20 protein-coding genes are annotated in these 14298 nt (G+C 39.9%); 11 read left to right on the top strand and 9 right to left on the bottom strand.

All coding sequences use genetic code 11. The features are described 5' to 3' along the window. Positions 1 to 38 precede the first annotated feature (38 nt). From ABG082_RS04950 to ABG082_RS04940, 3 genes are all read left to right on the top strand, one after another. Entirely contained in the window at positions 39 to 467 is a 429-nt protein-coding gene (locus tag ABG082_RS04950) for an HIT family protein (protein WP_008348883.1), read from the top strand. A 158-nt stretch (positions 468 to 625) separates the two neighbouring features. Beyond that, a complete protein-coding gene (gene serC / locus ABG082_RS04945; RefSeq protein WP_007497164.1) occupies positions 626 to 1705 on the top strand; it encodes a 3-phosphoserine/phosphohydroxythreonine transaminase in 1080 nt (359 codons plus the stop codon). A 127-nt stretch (positions 1706 to 1832) separates the two neighbouring features. After that, positions 1833 to 2351 carry a tryptophan transporter gene (locus tag ABG082_RS04940; protein ID WP_348936620.1) on the top strand — a complete coding sequence of 173 codons (519 nt, stop codon included), beginning with the start codon at positions 1833 to 1835 and terminating at the stop codon, positions 2349 to 2351. A 47-nt stretch (positions 2352 to 2398) separates the two neighbouring features. Here the strand turns inward: ABG082_RS04940 and ABG082_RS04935 are convergent, their stop codons facing one another. Next, complete coding sequence (locus ABG082_RS04935; protein WP_008348888.1) at positions 2399 to 2590, bottom strand: hypothetical protein; 192 nt, start codon at positions 2588 to 2590, stop codon at positions 2399 to 2401. Positions 2591 to 2718: 128 nt separating this feature from the next. Here ABG082_RS04935 and ABG082_RS04930 point away from each other — a divergent pair, with 128 nt between their 5' ends. Together ABG082_RS04930 and ABG082_RS04925 are read left to right on the top strand one after the other, a co-directional pair. After that, the gene (locus ABG082_RS04930) at positions 2719 to 3075 is read left to right on the top strand and encodes a YtxH domain-containing protein (RefSeq protein WP_007497160.1); all 357 of its coding nucleotides are present in this window, start codon (positions 2719 to 2721) and stop codon (positions 3073 to 3075) included. Positions 3076 to 3262: 187 nt separating this feature from the next. Further along, entirely contained in the window at positions 3263 to 3877 is a 615-nt protein-coding gene (locus ABG082_RS04925) for an HTH-type transcriptional regulator Hpr (RefSeq protein ID WP_008348891.1), read from the top strand. On the opposite strand, the gene ABG082_RS04920 is transcribed toward ABG082_RS04925, so the two are convergent. After that, positions 3855 to 4199: a YhaI family protein gene (locus tag ABG082_RS04920; protein ID WP_251185925.1), complete on the bottom strand. Its 345-nt coding sequence runs from the start codon at positions 4197 to 4199 to the stop codon at positions 3855 to 3857. The two genes, ABG082_RS04925 and ABG082_RS04920, sit on opposite strands and share 23 nt — an antisense overlap. Before the next feature lie 234 nt (positions 4200 to 4433). On the opposite strand from ABG082_RS04920, the gene ABG082_RS04915 reads away from it, so the two are divergent. Together ABG082_RS04915 and ABG082_RS04910 are read left to right on the top strand one after the other, a co-directional pair. Continuing rightward, a complete protein-coding gene (locus ABG082_RS04915; protein ID WP_008348895.1) occupies positions 4434 to 4952 on the top strand; it encodes a DUF3267 domain-containing protein in 519 nt (172 codons plus the stop codon). An 82-nt stretch (positions 4953 to 5034) separates the two neighbouring features. Next, a complete protein-coding gene (locus ABG082_RS04910) occupies positions 5035 to 5220 on the top strand; it encodes a hypothetical protein (RefSeq protein ID WP_072368131.1) in 186 nt (61 codons plus the stop codon). Between the two features lie 53 nt (positions 5221 to 5273). On the opposite strand, the gene ABG082_RS04905 is transcribed toward ABG082_RS04910, so the two are convergent. Together ABG082_RS04905 and ABG082_RS04900 are read right to left on the bottom strand one after the other, a co-directional pair. Beyond that, positions 5274 to 5363 carry a YjcZ family sporulation protein gene (locus ABG082_RS04905; RefSeq protein WP_017360317.1) on the bottom strand — a complete coding sequence of 30 codons (90 nt, stop codon included), beginning with the start codon at positions 5361 to 5363 and terminating at the stop codon, positions 5274 to 5276. 145 nt (positions 5364 to 5508) lie between these two features. Next, positions 5509 to 5595 carry a YjcZ family sporulation protein gene (locus ABG082_RS04900; protein WP_008361129.1) on the bottom strand — a complete coding sequence of 29 codons (87 nt, stop codon included), beginning with the start codon at positions 5593 to 5595 and terminating at the stop codon, positions 5509 to 5511. A gap of 161 nt (positions 5596 to 5756) precedes the next feature. On the opposite strand from ABG082_RS04900, the gene ABG082_RS04895 reads away from it, so the two are divergent. Beyond that, positions 5757 to 6632 (top strand): peptidylprolyl isomerase, encoded by an 876-nt coding sequence (locus tag ABG082_RS04895; protein ID WP_024719991.1) that lies wholly within the window; start codon positions 5757 to 5759, stop codon positions 6630 to 6632. A gap of 55 nt (positions 6633 to 6687) precedes the next feature. Here the strand turns inward: ABG082_RS04895 and ABG082_RS04890 are convergent, their stop codons facing one another. The 4 genes from ABG082_RS04890 to ABG082_RS04875 all read right to left on the bottom strand — a co-directional run bounded on the left by ABG082_RS04890 (position 6688) and on the right by ABG082_RS04875 (position 12060). Then, on the bottom strand, positions 6688 to 6918 hold the full coding sequence (locus ABG082_RS04890; RefSeq protein WP_017360318.1) for a sporulation YhaL family protein: 231 nt from the start codon (positions 6916 to 6918) through the stop codon (positions 6688 to 6690). A gap of 108 nt (positions 6919 to 7026) precedes the next feature. Beyond that, the gene (gene yhaM / locus ABG082_RS04885; RefSeq protein ID WP_007497151.1) at positions 7027 to 7980 is read right to left on the bottom strand and encodes a 3'-5' exoribonuclease YhaM; all 954 of its coding nucleotides are present in this window, start codon (positions 7978 to 7980) and stop codon (positions 7027 to 7029) included. Positions 7981 to 8042: 62 nt separating this feature from the next. After that, the gene (locus ABG082_RS04880) at positions 8043 to 10829 is read right to left on the bottom strand and encodes an AAA family ATPase (protein WP_348936619.1); all 2787 of its coding nucleotides are present in this window, start codon (positions 10827 to 10829) and stop codon (positions 8043 to 8045) included. Positions 10830 to 10845: 16 nt separating this feature from the next. Further along, entirely contained in the window at positions 10846 to 12060 is a 1215-nt protein-coding gene (locus tag ABG082_RS04875; protein WP_348936618.1) for a DNA repair exonuclease, read from the bottom strand. Between the two features lie 173 nt (positions 12061 to 12233). Between ABG082_RS04875 and ABG082_RS04870 the strand changes: the two genes are divergently transcribed. Further along, positions 12234 to 12422, top strand: coding sequence for a YhzD family protein (locus tag ABG082_RS04870; protein WP_008348907.1), 189 nt, complete (start codon positions 12234 to 12236; stop codon positions 12420 to 12422). A 35-nt stretch (positions 12423 to 12457) separates the two neighbouring features. Here the strand turns inward: ABG082_RS04870 and ABG082_RS04865 are convergent, their stop codons facing one another. Further along, positions 12458 to 13273: an enoyl-CoA hydratase gene (locus ABG082_RS04865; RefSeq protein WP_081827003.1), complete on the bottom strand. Its 816-nt coding sequence runs from the start codon at positions 13271 to 13273 to the stop codon at positions 12458 to 12460. 135 nt (positions 13274 to 13408) lie between these two features. On the opposite strand from ABG082_RS04865, the gene ABG082_RS04860 reads away from it, so the two are divergent. Together ABG082_RS04860 and ABG082_RS04855 are read left to right on the top strand one after the other, a co-directional pair. Continuing rightward, positions 13409 to 13735, top strand: a complete 327-nt coding sequence (locus tag ABG082_RS04860; RefSeq protein WP_224559635.1) for a potassium:proton antiporter — start codon at positions 13409 to 13411, stop codon at positions 13733 to 13735. A gap of 64 nt (positions 13736 to 13799) precedes the next feature. Beyond that, the gene (locus tag ABG082_RS04855; protein WP_017366937.1) at positions 13800 to 14297 is read left to right on the top strand and encodes a cation:proton antiporter regulatory subunit; all 498 of its coding nucleotides are present in this window, start codon (positions 13800 to 13802) and stop codon (positions 14295 to 14297) included. The last annotated feature ends 1 nt before the right edge of the window (position 14298 follow it).

The raw sequence follows: 14298 nt of genomic DNA, 5'->3' as shown, positions 1-14298 counted from the left end.
TGATACGATAAAGGAAAAATAATGAGGAGTGACATGGCGTGAGCGACTGCATTTTTTGCAAGATCATTGATGGAGACATTCCATGTGCAAAAGTATATGAAGATGAGCATGTATTGGCTTTTCTTGATATTAGCCAAGTAACGAAAGGACATACCCTAGTAATCCCGAAAATACATAAAGAAAACATTTATGACATGACACCAGAAGTGTCTAATCATTACTTCCAAGCGATTCCGAAAATTGCTAGAGCGATTAAGCAAGAATTTGAACCAATTGGTTTAAACCTTCTGAACAACAACGGTGAAAAAGCCGGACAATCTGTGTTCCATTACCATATGCACATTATTCCGCGTTATGGCAAAGGCGACGGCTTTGGTGCCGTATGGAAATCTCACCAAGATCAATATACATCAGAGGATTTAAAAGACATTTCTTCTGCCATTCATACGCGCCTTACCTCATCTTAATGGATGAGGTTTTTCTTTTTTTCACCTCTTTTCTGTGCTTATCCTGTGAATCGTAAGATATTTAGGACGATTCAAATTTTTTGTCCAAATGCTTCAAATTTGTGATAGGATGGTTTTATCTTTTGATCCATTAACGCGAGAAATAGGGAGAGATTGTGATGAAGCGAACGACGAATTTTAATGCTGGTCCGGCGGCGCTGCCGCTAGAAGTGCTTCAAAAAGCACAGGAAGAACTTGTTGATTTTAAACAAACCGGGATGTCTGTGATGGAACTTTCTCATCGCAGCGGTGAGTATGAAGAAGTCCACAATAAAGCGAAAGCACTCTTGGTAGAATTGATGGACATTCCAGAAGATTATGAGGTCCTCTTTTTACAAGGCGGGGCAAGTCTTCAATTTGCAATGATTCCGATGAACTTCTTACATGAAGGCGAAACGGCTCATTTCATCCAAACAGGTGCTTGGTCAGAGAAAGCCTTGTCAGAAGCAAAAGGGTTTGGTGAAACATCAGTGTTTGCCTCAAGTGAAGACGACAACTATTCGTATATTCCAGATGTAGATGCTTCCGTTTTAAATGACGGTGCTTACTTGCACATCACATCGAACAATACCATTTTCGGTACTCAGTGGAAAACGTTCCCGAACACGTCACTCCCGCTTATTGCCGACATGTCCAGTGATATTCTCAGCAAAAAAATAGACGTGTCTTCATTTGATTTCATTTATGCCGGGGCACAAAAAAATCTAGGGCCTTCTGGTATCACGATTGTGATCGCGCGCAAACGTTTATTAGAGAAAGAAAAAAGCGGCACACCTAAAATTTTAAAATATTCAACACATGCCAAAGCCAATTCTCTTTATCACACACCACCGACTTTTGCGATTTATATGCTGTCCCTTGTCCTGGAGCATGTGAAACAGGCGGGCGGCGTAGAAGCAGCAGAAAAACGCAATGAACAAAAAGCAGCGCTTCTGTATGATACGATTGATCAAAGCGGCGGTTTTTACAAAGGGCATGCACGTGCTGACAGCCGTTCGCATATGAATGTCACGTTTACCCTGCGTGATGATGCACTCACTGCGTCCTTTGTGGAGAAAGCAAAACAAGAACAAATGGTTGGACTCGCCGGCCACCGTTCTGTTGGTGGATGCAGAGCCTCGATTTACAACGCCGTTTCTATAGAGGACTGCCAAAAGCTTGCGGACTTTATGAAAAAGTTCCAGCAAGAAAATGAGTAAAAAGGCTTTTCTATCGTGAAATAAATTTGTTATAATAACGAGAAATATAAAGTCATGACTCTTGCAATAAATGATCAGCCATATTATTGGAGAGTCCTATAAGAGCTTAGCAGAGGAGAGCATAGAAATGAAAACAAAAGAATTAGTGATTATGTCATTGTTTGCAGCAATGGGAGCTGTTTTGCATACGATTTTTCCGCCCATCTTTTTCGGAATGAAACCTGATATGATGCTGGTCATGATGTTTTTAAGCATCATCCTTTTTCCGAAGGTACAGCATGTCGTTGTGATCGCCCTAGTCACTGGGGTCATTTCCGCTTTGACAACAGGTTTTCCAGGCGGACAAATTCCAAATATGATTGATAAACCGGTGACAGCCTTTATCTTCTTAGCCCTTTTCTTATCTTGCCAGAAGATCAAGAACAAAGTCGTTCTGACCGCTGTACTCACCGCTGTTGGGACCGTCGTATCAGGCGTGATTTTCCTATCTGCCGCTTTACTGATTACTGGACTACCGGCTGCGTTACCAGCACTTCTTGTAGGTGTTGTCCTGCCAGCAACTGTGATAAATACGATAGCTATGGTATTTGTCTTCCCGATTGCTCAGTCCATATTAAAGCGCGCAAGAATGATTGAAGTCGCTTAACGAATAACTGAACCTCTTCATTGGATGAAGAGGTTTTTTTCATGCTTCTATAAAAGAAAAAGGGTAAGCAGCAAAATGGAGAGCGAAATCCCTGCACCTGCTGCACACACAATTGCTTTTTGTCTTAATACATGTTTTGGCGGATAAGACCCCGCATACCCAAGCTGCCTTACATAATGAATAGAACCACCTGCGAAAATCACACACATACACGTAAAAACGAACAGAAAGACAGACAACCTTCTCCCCTCCCTTTTCTTCAAAAGTATGCTAAAATAAAGCAAGCTATGTATGGAAGTTCAATGAAGCTGATCGTCAGCTCAGAGAGAACATGCGAATGTGTAAAATTTGACTAGAGGTGATTGGAATGGCTAGTGGACGTTCTTTATTAACAGGATTATTTGTAGGCGGTCTCCTCGGAGGTGCGGCAGTGCTCCTGACGACTCCCTCTTCTGGCAGAGATGTACGCGGAAAGATGAAAGACGGCTATGACAAATTCGAAGATACGCTGACAAGATTAAAAAGAGATGGACAAGCTTTAAAAGAGCAGATTGTTGAAACCGCAAAAGAAAGTGCTGAAGTCATTAAAGAGGTCGGAACTGAATTACAAACATCGATACAGCAATGGCGCGAGGAAATCAAACCTCATCAGCAGGACTTACAAAAGGAAATTCAGGAAATTGAGGAAAAGCTCAAACAACTGGAGAAAACCTTACAAAACTAATATACTCACAAAAAAATATTCGTTTACAAAAGTGTGCGGGGTGCGTATCCCGCACTTTTTTTGTTGAAAAAAGGTTATTTTGTCAATGTTTTTCATGACTTTTAAAAATTCTTGAATTTTCAGCTTTATTAATCTTTATTTTATTGGCATAATAGAATTACAAGAAAAAGAGAAGTAGGTGAAATGGATGAATCATTCGGAACAGCCTTTCGATGTAAAAGAAGCACTTTTATTCAGTCAAAGAATGGCCCAATTGAGCAAAGCTCTTTGGAAATCCATTGAAAAGGACTGGCAGCAGTGGATCAAACCGTATAACCTAAATATCAATGAACATCATATTTTGTGGATTGCGTATCAATTAAAAGGAGCTTCAATATCAGAAATTGCAAAGTTTGGCGTCATGCATGTATCAACGGCGTTTAACTTCTCTAAAAAATTAGAGGAAAGAGGATTTTTAAAATTTTCTAAAAAGTTAAACGATAAACGCAATACGTATATTGAACTAACGCCAAAAGGCGAAGAGACATTCCATAAACTACTCGAAGATTACGACCCGGCCCGAACTGGTATTGTCAAAGGCGCACAGCCGCTTCATGACATTTACGGAAAGTTCCCTGAAATTTTAGAAATGATGTGTATTATCCGAAACATTTATGGTGAGGATTTCATGGAGATTTTTGAGAAATCGTTTTCAAACATTGAGAAGGACTTTTTGAATGAACGTGGGAAAGTCACGAAAAAGCCTGAAGAACTTGAAGACTCAGCGGAGGAAAAAGCGGCTAAAGCAAATCAAATTGTTTAATGATCTTTATAAATTCATTCATTAACGGCTGAAACAGCCCTTGATCATGCAAAGCAAAAATCGTCTCATGAACATCCAGCTTTTCAATTAACTGTCCCGCAAACAGCGCAAGGAGATCGTCGAACATGACATAGCCTTGTGCTTTTTGCTTGTCCATTTCATCTGAGAGCTCAGCACAAATACGCTCAATGTCCATTGCCTCTTCTTTCGATACACGCTGCCGGATCAATAGCGCATAATATGGATAACGGCTCATATCTGTCGCCGTCAGTAACAGTTCCATATAATATTCGAGCTGGCTCATTCGTTCCTCAATACTCATGTACGTTCCCTCTTTCTCTTAGTCACTCTATTTTAGCCGAAATTACTCATTGACGAAAGAGACGAACCTCCCTCTTATGTCTTTTTTTCTTGAAAAACCCAAAGTTTCCTCTCTTTATTCCATATGAATGTAACAATTTATTTTTTTTCATGAAAACCATTGATTTTTATCCTCAGGAAGAGTAAATTATCTTGAGATATTCAATTAGTTTTTTTGAGATTGGAAGGATGAAAAATGAATTGTTGGAAGACCATTAATCTTGAAAAGGATTATGGTTATACGAGAATGATGATTTCAGCCATATGTCTTACTGTATTTTTTTTCATTATGGCATTTTTATGTTTTCAACTGACTCATCCTGAAACGAGACTCAGCAGTCACAATGCACCGCTTTTTATCGTGCTTTTACTTGCGACATTGCTTGTCCACCGCGTGGTTCACTTGATCCCAGTCATGAAACATAAGAAAAAAATGACGTTATTTAAACGAAATTGCTGGCAGCGCGTGCCTAAGAGAGTGATGCTTTTCTCACTGCTCAGCCCGTTTTGTGTCATCTCACCTGTTTACTTTGTTTTAGGAATGGCATTTCCAATGTACGCACACTATTTTATCATGATCGCAAGTATTCATGCAGGCTATTGTTTGCCTGACTTTTTATTTGCTTGGAAACTGCTAAAAGCGCCAAAATCATGCATCATTGATCAAGCCCAAGACGAGTTTGATATTTTAGTTGACCCAACTTCCTCATCATGAGGTTTTTAAAGCCAACTTCTATCTTTTTCATAAAAAATTTGGTAATGTAGTATGGGAATAGCATAGAGAGGGGGGATCTCCGATAGTTTTATTTTACTTCATTGTCTTTGCCGCGTTTATTGTGTATTCAATAAACAGGCTTACTAATACATTATGCCTTGTCAGAGAGATTCCTGAAGAACGGCAAGATAAGGTGTTTCGCTTTATCAATGTATCGATACTGATCTTACTGATCTCATCATTTGTTGAAATTACCATATCTATTTAAGATCAAAGCAAAAGCTGCCTGTTTGATGGCAGCTTTTTGTGTATGATGATCTATTAGCAAATCCACGATGCACCGATAATGATCAATAAGATGAATAACACGACGACTAGTGCAAAACCGCCAGCAAAGACTTCTCCTCCCATGTGAAAACACCTCCTGCCAGTTCTTCCTCTGTTCTAAGCTCAGTGTATGCAGAAAATTTTAAAACGTTTAGGCACCTGTCATCGTTTTAAAAAAGAACCGCCCGCACGCATGGCAGGACGGCTCCTTTCTGTTACAGCGATTTAATTAATAAAGATATGCTGCACCAACGATGATCAGCAAAATGAATAGCACGACCAATAAAGCAAACCCATTAGAATATCCTGCTCCCATATAATTCAGCCTCCTTTTTGTGATCAATATATGTGTATGTTGGTCGCAAAAATTTGACTAGACGAATGCCCTCCCATTTGCATTTCTTTTTACAGCATGTCACAATATGTTATGATACAAGCAATGATAAATAAATTGGAAAGATTAGGAGTGTTTTTTGAATGAAAAAAATGGCTTTAGCAGCTGTAACAGCAGTAAGTGTTTTAACTCTTGGCGCATGCAGTAGCGGTGACAAAGAAGTGATCGCAACAACAAAATCAGGAGATGTCACAAAAGAAGAGCTTTACACAACTCTTAAGAAACAAGCAGGTGGAGATGCTTTAAACCTACTTGTTCAACAAAAGGTTCTTGCTGACAAATACAAAGTATCAGATAAAGAAATTGATAAGAAATTGGAAGAATATAAAAAGACACTTGGTGAAGATCGTTTAAAACAACTTCAAGATGAATTCGGAAAAGATTACATCAAAGATCAAGTAAAATATGAGCTGCTGACTCAAAAGGCTGCCAAAGCTAACATCAAAATCACTGACAAAGAAGTAAAAGCGTATTACGATGACCTAAAAGGGAAAATCCGCGCAAGCCACATTTTAGTTGCTGACAAGAAAACAGCAGATGAAGTAGAAAAGAAATTAGATAAGGGCGAAAAATGGGATGACCTTGTATCTGAATATTCAACTGACACTGCTTCAGCAGCACAAGGCGGCGATGTAGGCTGGTTCGCAAAAGAAGGCCAAATGGATGAGAACTTCAGTAAAGCTGCCTTCAAACTAAAAGTAAATGAAATCAGCAAACCAGTAAAATCTCAATTTGGTTACCATATCATTAAAAAGACCGAAGAACGCGGTAAATACGATGACATGAAAGCAGACTTGAAAAAAGAACTGCTTGATCAAAAACAAGCAGATAACAATGAAATTCAAACGATCTTAAACAAATTGGTGAAAGATGCTGATGTGAAAGTAAAAGATAAAGAACTTGAAAATACATTCAAAGAAAAATCTGAGCAAACCACACAACAAACACCAAACCAATAATGAACGAAAAACCCCTCTACATGAACTTGTAGAGGGGTTTTTTTATTCTTATTGATTATGCAATCGAATGGTCCTCATGCTTCGCCGTTTCCTGGGATCGTTTCATTTGCTGTCCTTGACGTCTACGCTCTCTCTCCTGCTCCATTCGTTCAATAAAGATTTCTCCCTCTTTTTCAATAAAGGATTGATCAATCTCTTGCTCCTCTTTGGCTGTCGTCATTAATTTATAGGCACAAAAAATAATGCCAATGATACATGCATATACCCACCATGGAAAAAACAACATCGTCTTCGCCTCCTTTTTTAGGACAAACCTCTCTCCCTTTGTGTTACATGCTTATGCGAAAAGAAGACAAGTTATGAAAAAAAACGCCCGCATCAAACGGGCGTTTTATCATGAGGATTCATTGTGAAAGGTTGGTTTATAAAACGAACGATTCTCTAGTGCAAAAATACGCTCTGTATATTCTCCTGGCTTCACATGCTCAAGCGCACGATCCATCATGTTCATTTTTGCATCTAAATTATCTATATAGTGGAGAATTTCGGCTTCCTTCACCATTGGTGGTTTAGGACTGCCCCACTCCCCTTTTCCATGATGACTCAGCACTAAATGCTGCAGAATCAGAATTTCCTCAGAATCAATGCCAAGCTCCTCTGCGGCTTTCGCAATTTCTGTCACCATAATAGAAATGTGGCCAATTAAGTTCCCTTCTACTGTATATGTGGTGGAGACAGGGCCCGAAAGCTCTTTGACTTTCCCTAAATCATGTAGAATGATCCCTGAATATAAAAGATCTCGATCAAGTGATGGGTATAGATCAACAATGGATTTCGCTAAATGAAGCATCGATACCACGTGATAGGCAAGACCCGAAACAAACTCGTGATGGTTTTTCGTAGCTGCTGGGTAATCAGCGAATTCCTGTCCATATTTCTTCAGCAAATGTCTTGTGACACGCTGAATATTAGGGTTTTTCATATCAAAAATATATTGCATGATGGTATCCATCATATCGTGCTTTGGAATAGGAGCTGTTTCTAGAAAATCATCAATGCGGATTTGCTCGTTTTCAGCAACAGGACGTATATTCCTAAGCTTCAGCTGATTCCTTCCGCGATAATGATGAATATCACCTACTACCTTCACAATGGTTTGTGCGGCATATGTGAGTTCATCATTCTGCTTTGCATCCCATAGCTTCGCCTCAATATCTCCACTTTGATCTTGAAGAATTAACGTTAAAAATGGTTTGCCATTACTCGCAATCCCTTTAGTAGATGATTTAATTAATAAATGCAGGTCAACTTGTTCGCCGACGTCATAGGTCATGATCCCTTTAGCCATTCAATAAATGCTCCTTCCATGTTTCTGCTCATATAAGTATAACATAAGTCATAATTTGTCAATCATTCCACTGCTAAACTCGTAATCTGCCCGTCTTCCGCTGCTTGTTTCATATAATGATGACAAGTGAAATAAAACAGCTGTGTTTCAAAACGAGTGAGTTCATTCATCAGCTCCAGTACCCTTTCTAGACGGACATGATCAAAGTGAACGAAACTGTCATCCATCATAAATGGGAGCTGACAATCTTGCTGGTGGGACAAAGCAAGTGCAAAACGAATCGAGAGATAAATCTGCTCACATGTTGCTTGTGAAAGCTCCTCCGGGCGGAATAGGCGTCCATCCCTCCGTTTCACAATCAGCCGGTCATCTTCGGCAGAAAATAAAATCACTTCATATCGATCATTCGTTAACGGCTGAATAAATCGGGAAGCTGTTTGGAGGAGTGCTGGTAGCCTCGTTTCTTTATGCTCATTGAGTTTCTCTCGAATGACGGAACGAACGAGCTGAATAGCCGCCCATTTTTTCGCTAGGTGCTTTGCCTGCTCCTGCTCTACAGCAAGCTGATGAGTCAAATCAGACACCGTACCTGATGCTTCTATTTGGCGTATTTCTACTGCTAATTCTGCCAAGCGCTTTTTCATATTCGTCACATTCTCTTGCATGTCATTCAGACGTCTTTTTGCTTGTGCACACTGCTCCTCAAGGGTGCGCAAACCTTTACGGACAATGACCTCTTCCTCATCTACATAACCGCTTCTGTGCAGCTCTTGGTTCAGCTGCTGCAAATTGTACAGTCGCTCCCGGTATTCTTTGGATAGATGAGACAGGACATGATAATCTTCTTTTGACTCTGCTTCTACTTTTTGTAAAAGCTCGTCCGTTTGTTTTTTATAATATTGAACTTCTCCTTCTAATGTTGTCAGCTGCTGCTCTACATGTTGAATGGATACGTGCAATGTCTGACGTTCTTTTTCTCTTTTTTCCTCATCTTTCAATATCTCTTGAAAGGCTGAGATATTCTCTTGAATGGTCCCTTCTTTTCTTTGAAGGAGACTCATGAGCGCTGAAACTCTTTGCTCGTAGGTCGATTGCTGCTGTGTGAACATCTCTATTTCCTTGTTAAGCGCCTCATATGCCGCTGTATTCGCTTTTAATTGTTTCAAGATATGGAAAGCTTCCACAAGGAATGAGAGCTCTGAGGACAAACCTAGCTGCCTTCTCATATCTTCTACTTGCTGCTGTACAGGTTCCAGTTCCCGCTCCCAGTCTTCATATTGCTGTATCATTCTTTCGTATAAAAGCTCCTTTTGCTTCACTAGCGTTTCAGCTGAAGCTGTTTGAACTTGAAAGGAATGATAGGCGTTACTGTCGTTTGCTTCCTTCATCTGAGTCTGTTTAAGCACTGGATAAATAGCAATCAAGATAAATACGGAAAATCCTGCAAACAGTAACGTCACCCAGCTCTCTGCTAAAACGAATAAAATCGTGAGAATGACAGCACATAGCACGAACATCAGCGGGAATAACCACACTCTGGAATGATTCTGTTTCACTGTAGCCCTTGTTCCCCTGACATCTTCTGCAACTTGCTGTTTAACGGGCTTTTCCTTTAATCCTTTTAGAGCGGTTTCCGCTTCTTCTAGCTCATGTCTTGCATGATCAAACCGGTCATCGAGCTGCGTTTTCCTATCCATTAAACGAACGTATTGGCTCACAGCCTCTTTTAATTCCCACTCAAAGTCAAGTGAATCATCCAGCTGGTCAAGCTTGATTGGACGCTGCCACTTCAGCTTCGCTGATGCTTCTTCTATTTTTTGTTTCAAAGAATTCTGCCCTGTTTTCCCTTCTGCTAAGCGTTTCTTCACAAGTTCAGCATCAGATGATTCAGCTATGACTCGCTTCATCTCCAATACCGTATCCTTGTCATAGAGTGGCTGAACTTGCGTGAGCGACGTTTGCAAATGATCTAATTTTTGTTTCAGTGCCGTCAATTGCGCCTTTTTTGGGTGAAGGTGTGATTCTAATTTATCAAGTTCATGCGCGGTTTCCGGTCTAAACCGCTTGACTCGTTCTGGATAACTAGCCAAATCTTTTTTTAACTCTATCTTTTTTTCTATCATAGGATAAAGTCGAATATGTTCAGTCAAATGCTGAATCTCTTTTTCATTCTGTCTCATTTCATGCTGAAGCATTTCTACCTTCTCGGTTAATTCAGCTTGTTCTTTTTTCTTTTCGGTATAACGACTTTCTACCAATTTGGCCTGTTTCAACTTACCTGACAGCTCTTTTACATGATCGAGCTGCTGATTTAATTCAGGCTTACGTCCATTCGGTTTAAAAAGCTGCTCCTGCTGTTTTAGCAACCTACTGTCCATTTTGGATGCCGCATCTGAGCCAAACAAACTTGAAAAGAGTAGAAATTCCCCTATTTGATCTTGATTTAATGCTTGTACATTTTGCAGACCAAACACGTCAAAAGAATAGATCGATTGGTATAATCTGCGATCCGTTCCCTTTAACATCGCATGTAGAAAAGCTTCATCTTTCACTTCACCATTTGGCAGCAACACCTGAGCTTGGCCGCCATGATCAGATGTTCTTTCAATATGAATCACACCTAATTCCTCATCTAAACACGTAAGAGAACCACCATAAAACGAGCCATGCTTTGGCTTATACATATGGCTTTTGGAAAAACCAAATAACATCGATTCAATAAACGCCTTCAATGTCGTTTTCCCCGATTCATTCAGGCCATAAACTAACTGAAAACCGTCATCAGAAAAGTGGAAGGTTTGATTGGAAAATTTCCCGAAATTCGCAATATGGAGTGAACGTATTTTCATCATGCCTCTCCTTTTCTCATAATTGCTTCAGCTGTTCTGCCAGCAGCCTTTGTGCCTCTTCTTTAATATCGATCTCGTCCTCTTTTGTAAGAGCTTTTCCTGCTTTTCTATAGGTTGGATGACGCTTGATCGGTAAAAGCAGCTCATCATACGCATCAAACTCGGCAATTTCTGCTGTTAGTTCTGTCAAAAAAGAATCTTCTGGATAGACGGCATCTTCATGTGTCCGGCAGTCAATCGACATCACCCAAACAAACAAGTCTTCTTCTTCCTCCTGTTCATGAAGTACAGCCATCAGCTCCTCAAGCACTTCAAGCTGCGTGAGCTCCATATAAGCAGGAGCATCGCCAGTTAGTACGATTTTCACAAAATGAGGAACACCTCTCTCTTTCAGTCCACTCATCTTTTTGTCCACAAGTGTCACAAGATCGGTCATATGAGCGGTATGTGTGATATCTATTGTCAATGTCTCAAAGATGACATCTGAACAGCTCATAAACTCCGCTCTTTGAGCATCTTCAGATAGGTAAACGACATAACAGCCTTTCTCTCCTGTTTCTTTTATATGTCTTCCTTGCACGTTTCCAGGATAGATCACCATTGGATCTTCATGCAGAAGAGCCCGCTTATGAATATGTCCAAGCGCCCAATAATCAAAATCCCGCGCTAGAAGCTGCTGAAGCTGAAATGGTGCATACGCATCATGCCCTTCTTGACCTGCTAATGTGCCGTGAAGCATGGCAATATGATAGGGGGCATCTGTTTTTTTTTCATAATAAGGTGTCATATTTTCATGGACAGCCCGCTCTTTGTAGCTGAACCCGTAAATACTTGCCACAAGCTGACCTTCTCTATAAAAGGCTTGCTCACTTGGCGTACTGCTCAAAAAAACGTGAACATTCTCTGGCCACTCAATTGGTGTCCATTCACCACCTAAATGATCATGATTACCATAAATAATAAACACTTCAATCCCGTGTGATTGCAGCTGAAGAAACTGATTTCTTAAAAAAAGCTGTGCTTTTAGGCTGCGATTCGATTCGTCAAATAGATCTCCGCTAAGCAGCATAAAGTCTACTTCTCGATCAATTGCAAGTTCAAACATGTTCTTGGCACTTTGAAATGTGCTTTCTTTCAACCTCTTAAAAATTCGGTTCGGTATATTGGACATTCCCGCAAACGGACTATCTAAATGAAGATCTGCGGCATGAATAAAAGTGAGCTTCGTCAAACGTCTATCTCCTTGTACGTTACTGTAGTTGTCCATATTTTATCACGCCGTTTTTACGAATGCACGTTCTATCGCTCTTATTCTAAAAAACACATTTTTAGGGGTAAAAAAAGAGGTTTTAACTTCCTCCTTGTATAATTCATTAAAAAACAAGAAGAAAGGGAAGATCAGAGATGGAGAAAACCTACTTTTTGACTGTATTTGATTCGTCAGGTGAAACCTTATTAAACGAAAAAATCACCACAGATAGTGATGAAAAAGCAAAAGAATTAGGACGTCATCGTTTAATCGAACAACAATACACAAAGCATTCTCACCGGCTCGTAAATGATGCAGGTAAACTTCTTTTATTTGAACGTTAAAAAAGCCGGCATCCGCCGGCCATTCATTCTTCTATTTAATGAAACACAGGACGTCTTTTTTCCAAAAACGCTTGAACACCCTCCTGATGATCACGGCTTTGTCTCAGTCTAGCTTGTGCAGCACGCTCTTTTTGAAGAACGGCTAACAGCTGTGATTCTGACTGCTGAAAATAAATCATCTTTGTTTCAACAAAGGCTTGAAGCGGCATATTTAAAAACGGCTTGACGCACGCTTTCTGATACGTATCCACCTCATCTTGAAACACGCCGTCTGCAAGGCGAAGCTTGAGCGCTTCTTCAGCCGGCAGCTTTTGCCCGCTCCAAATCAATTGTTTAGCGGTTTGTTCACTAACTCTTTTGGTGAGGAAAAAATGCCCTCCGCCATCTGGGATTAACCCGATTCCATTAAAGTTCATGGCAAGTTTAGCATCTTGATGCATAAACAAATAGTCACAGCTAAGGGCAAAGCTAAAAGCAAGACCAGCCGCTGCTCCGTGGACAAGTGCAATCGTCACTTTTTTCATACTGGCTAAAGAAAGTGTAATTCCCTCGATCAGATCCATCACGCGATGAAAATCTTCTTCACGATCTTGCTTTAGCATCATTCCAATATCTCCGCCTGCTGAAAACCCTTTGCCCATCCCCTTGAGTACAACAATTTTCGCACTGCTCTCACTCGCTCTATCACACGCTTCCTTCAATTCAGCAAACATGTCAACATGAAACGAATTATACGCTTCAGGCCTATTGAAAACGATTTCAAAAATATCCCCATCTACCTGACAATTGATATATGTCATCATCCATTCCCCCTCTTTCTTTTCAAGCTCATCACTTACTTCAATTTCCATCAAGTAATTCCTTTTCCTCTACATAAAAAATTTCAAGATCAACTGATACTAAAATAAGCATAATTGTTGAAACGAGAAATATATTTTTATATAGTAAAATAAGAAATAAAACATCATATGAAAGGGGGAGAATGATTGATAAGAAGTTCCATATGTATATTGATTAGCTGCATCGTCATGTTTTCTCCCTTTTCAAATGTCGTTTTTGCTTCACAAGCAGAAGCGAGCACACTCAGCCTGATTTCTCCATCGATTTATGATGAAGAAATCAATGCTGTGAAGACACCTCCATTTTCAAAAAAACATGCCGCATCTCTTCTGTTAAAACAGAGGTTATCAATGGGCGCTTCAAAAGCTTTTCTTGTAAAGATTGCTTCAACCACAGCGTTATCTATTGATTTATGTTTTTTAGAAATGAAGTGTGCGATCCCCGTTATGTACCAATCAAATTACCTCGACTGATTCATTTTATTTCATCCGTACTCACTATATGAAAAACAAAACCTATCATATTCGGAGGGATAAAATGAACATTAAAGAAAATGATCTTCCTGGGATTGGAAAGAAATTTGAAATTGAAACGAGAAATAGAGAAAAGATGACGATTGTGATTCATGATGATGGTAGACGGGAGATTTATCGTTTCGACGATGAAGATCCAGATGAAGTACTGTCCACCATTTCTCTCGATGATGCTGAAGCCCGGCAAATTGCTGCCATTATTGGCGGTATGGTGTATAAGCCGCAAGCACTTGAAACGATTGAAATGGCGTTCAATGATTTGATCATTGAATGGTTTAAGGTAGAAAAAGACGCAAAAGCGGTTGGACATACACTCGGCGATTTAGATGTGAGACAAAATTATGAAGTCACCGTCATTGCGATCATTAAACATACAAATGAAAAATTACTCAACCCCGGTGCCGATTCGATTATTCAAGCAAATGATACGATGGTCATTTCAGGCGAAAGAAAACACTTGAAGCGATTGATACGTGATTTTCTTTCTAGAGGGGGAGAGTGAT

Source organism: Bacillus sp. BS1807G30, assembly GCF_040047675.1.
GTDB classification, from domain to species: domain Bacteria; phylum Bacillota; class Bacilli; order Bacillales; family Bacillaceae; genus Bacillus; species Bacillus altitudinis.
Note: the sequence above shows the minus strand (reverse complement) of the source record. Positions and strands in the feature narration are given on the sequence as shown.

What these genes read in the sequence shown, in the direction of transcription:
- serC (WP_007497164.1), top strand. Translation starts at nt 626, where the DNA reads ATGAAGCGAACGACGAATTTTAATGCTGGTCCGGCGGCGCTGCCGCTA.
- ABG082_RS04940 (WP_348936620.1), top strand. Translation starts at nt 1,833, where the DNA reads ATGAAAACAAAAGAATTAGTGATTATGTCATTGTTTGCAGCAATGGGA.
- ABG082_RS04930 (WP_007497160.1), top strand. Translation starts at nt 2,719, where the DNA reads ATGGCTAGTGGACGTTCTTTATTAACAGGATTATTTGTAGGCGGTCTC.
- ABG082_RS04925 (WP_008348891.1), top strand. Translation starts at nt 3,263, where the DNA reads ATGAATCATTCGGAACAGCCTTTCGATGTAAAAGAAGCACTTTTATTC.
- ABG082_RS04920 (WP_251185925.1), bottom strand. Translation starts at nt 4,199, where the DNA reads ATGAGTATTGAGGAACGAATGAGCCAGCTCGAATATTATATGGAACTG.
- ABG082_RS04915 (WP_008348895.1), top strand. Translation starts at nt 4,434, where the DNA reads ATGAATTGTTGGAAGACCATTAATCTTGAAAAGGATTATGGTTATACG.
- ABG082_RS04905 (WP_017360317.1), bottom strand. Translation starts at nt 5,363, where the DNA reads ATGGGAGGAGAAGTCTTTGCTGGCGGTTTTGCACTAGTCGTCGTGTTA.
- ABG082_RS04900 (WP_008361129.1), bottom strand. Translation starts at nt 5,595, where the DNA reads ATGGGAGCAGGATATTCTAATGGGTTTGCTTTATTGGTCGTGCTATTC.
- ABG082_RS04895 (WP_024719991.1), top strand. Translation starts at nt 5,757, where the DNA reads ATGAAAAAAATGGCTTTAGCAGCTGTAACAGCAGTAAGTGTTTTAACT.
- ABG082_RS04890 (WP_017360318.1), bottom strand. Translation starts at nt 6,918, where the DNA reads ATGTTGTTTTTTCCATGGTGGGTATATGCATGTATCATTGGCATTATT.
- yhaM (WP_007497151.1), bottom strand. Translation starts at nt 7,980, where the DNA reads ATGGCTAAAGGGATCATGACCTATGACGTCGGCGAACAAGTTGACCTG.
- ABG082_RS04880 (WP_348936619.1), bottom strand. Translation starts at nt 10,829, where the DNA reads ATGAAAATACGTTCACTCCATATTGCGAATTTCGGGAAATTTTCCAAT.
- ABG082_RS04870 (WP_008348907.1), top strand. Translation starts at nt 12,234, where the DNA reads ATGGAGAAAACCTACTTTTTGACTGTATTTGATTCGTCAGGTGAAACC.
- ABG082_RS04865 (WP_081827003.1), bottom strand. Translation starts at nt 13,273, where the DNA reads ATGGAAATTGAAGTAAGTGATGAGCTTGAAAAGAAAGAGGGGGAATGG.
- ABG082_RS04855 (WP_017366937.1), top strand. Translation starts at nt 13,800, where the DNA reads ATGAACATTAAAGAAAATGATCTTCCTGGGATTGGAAAGAAATTTGAA.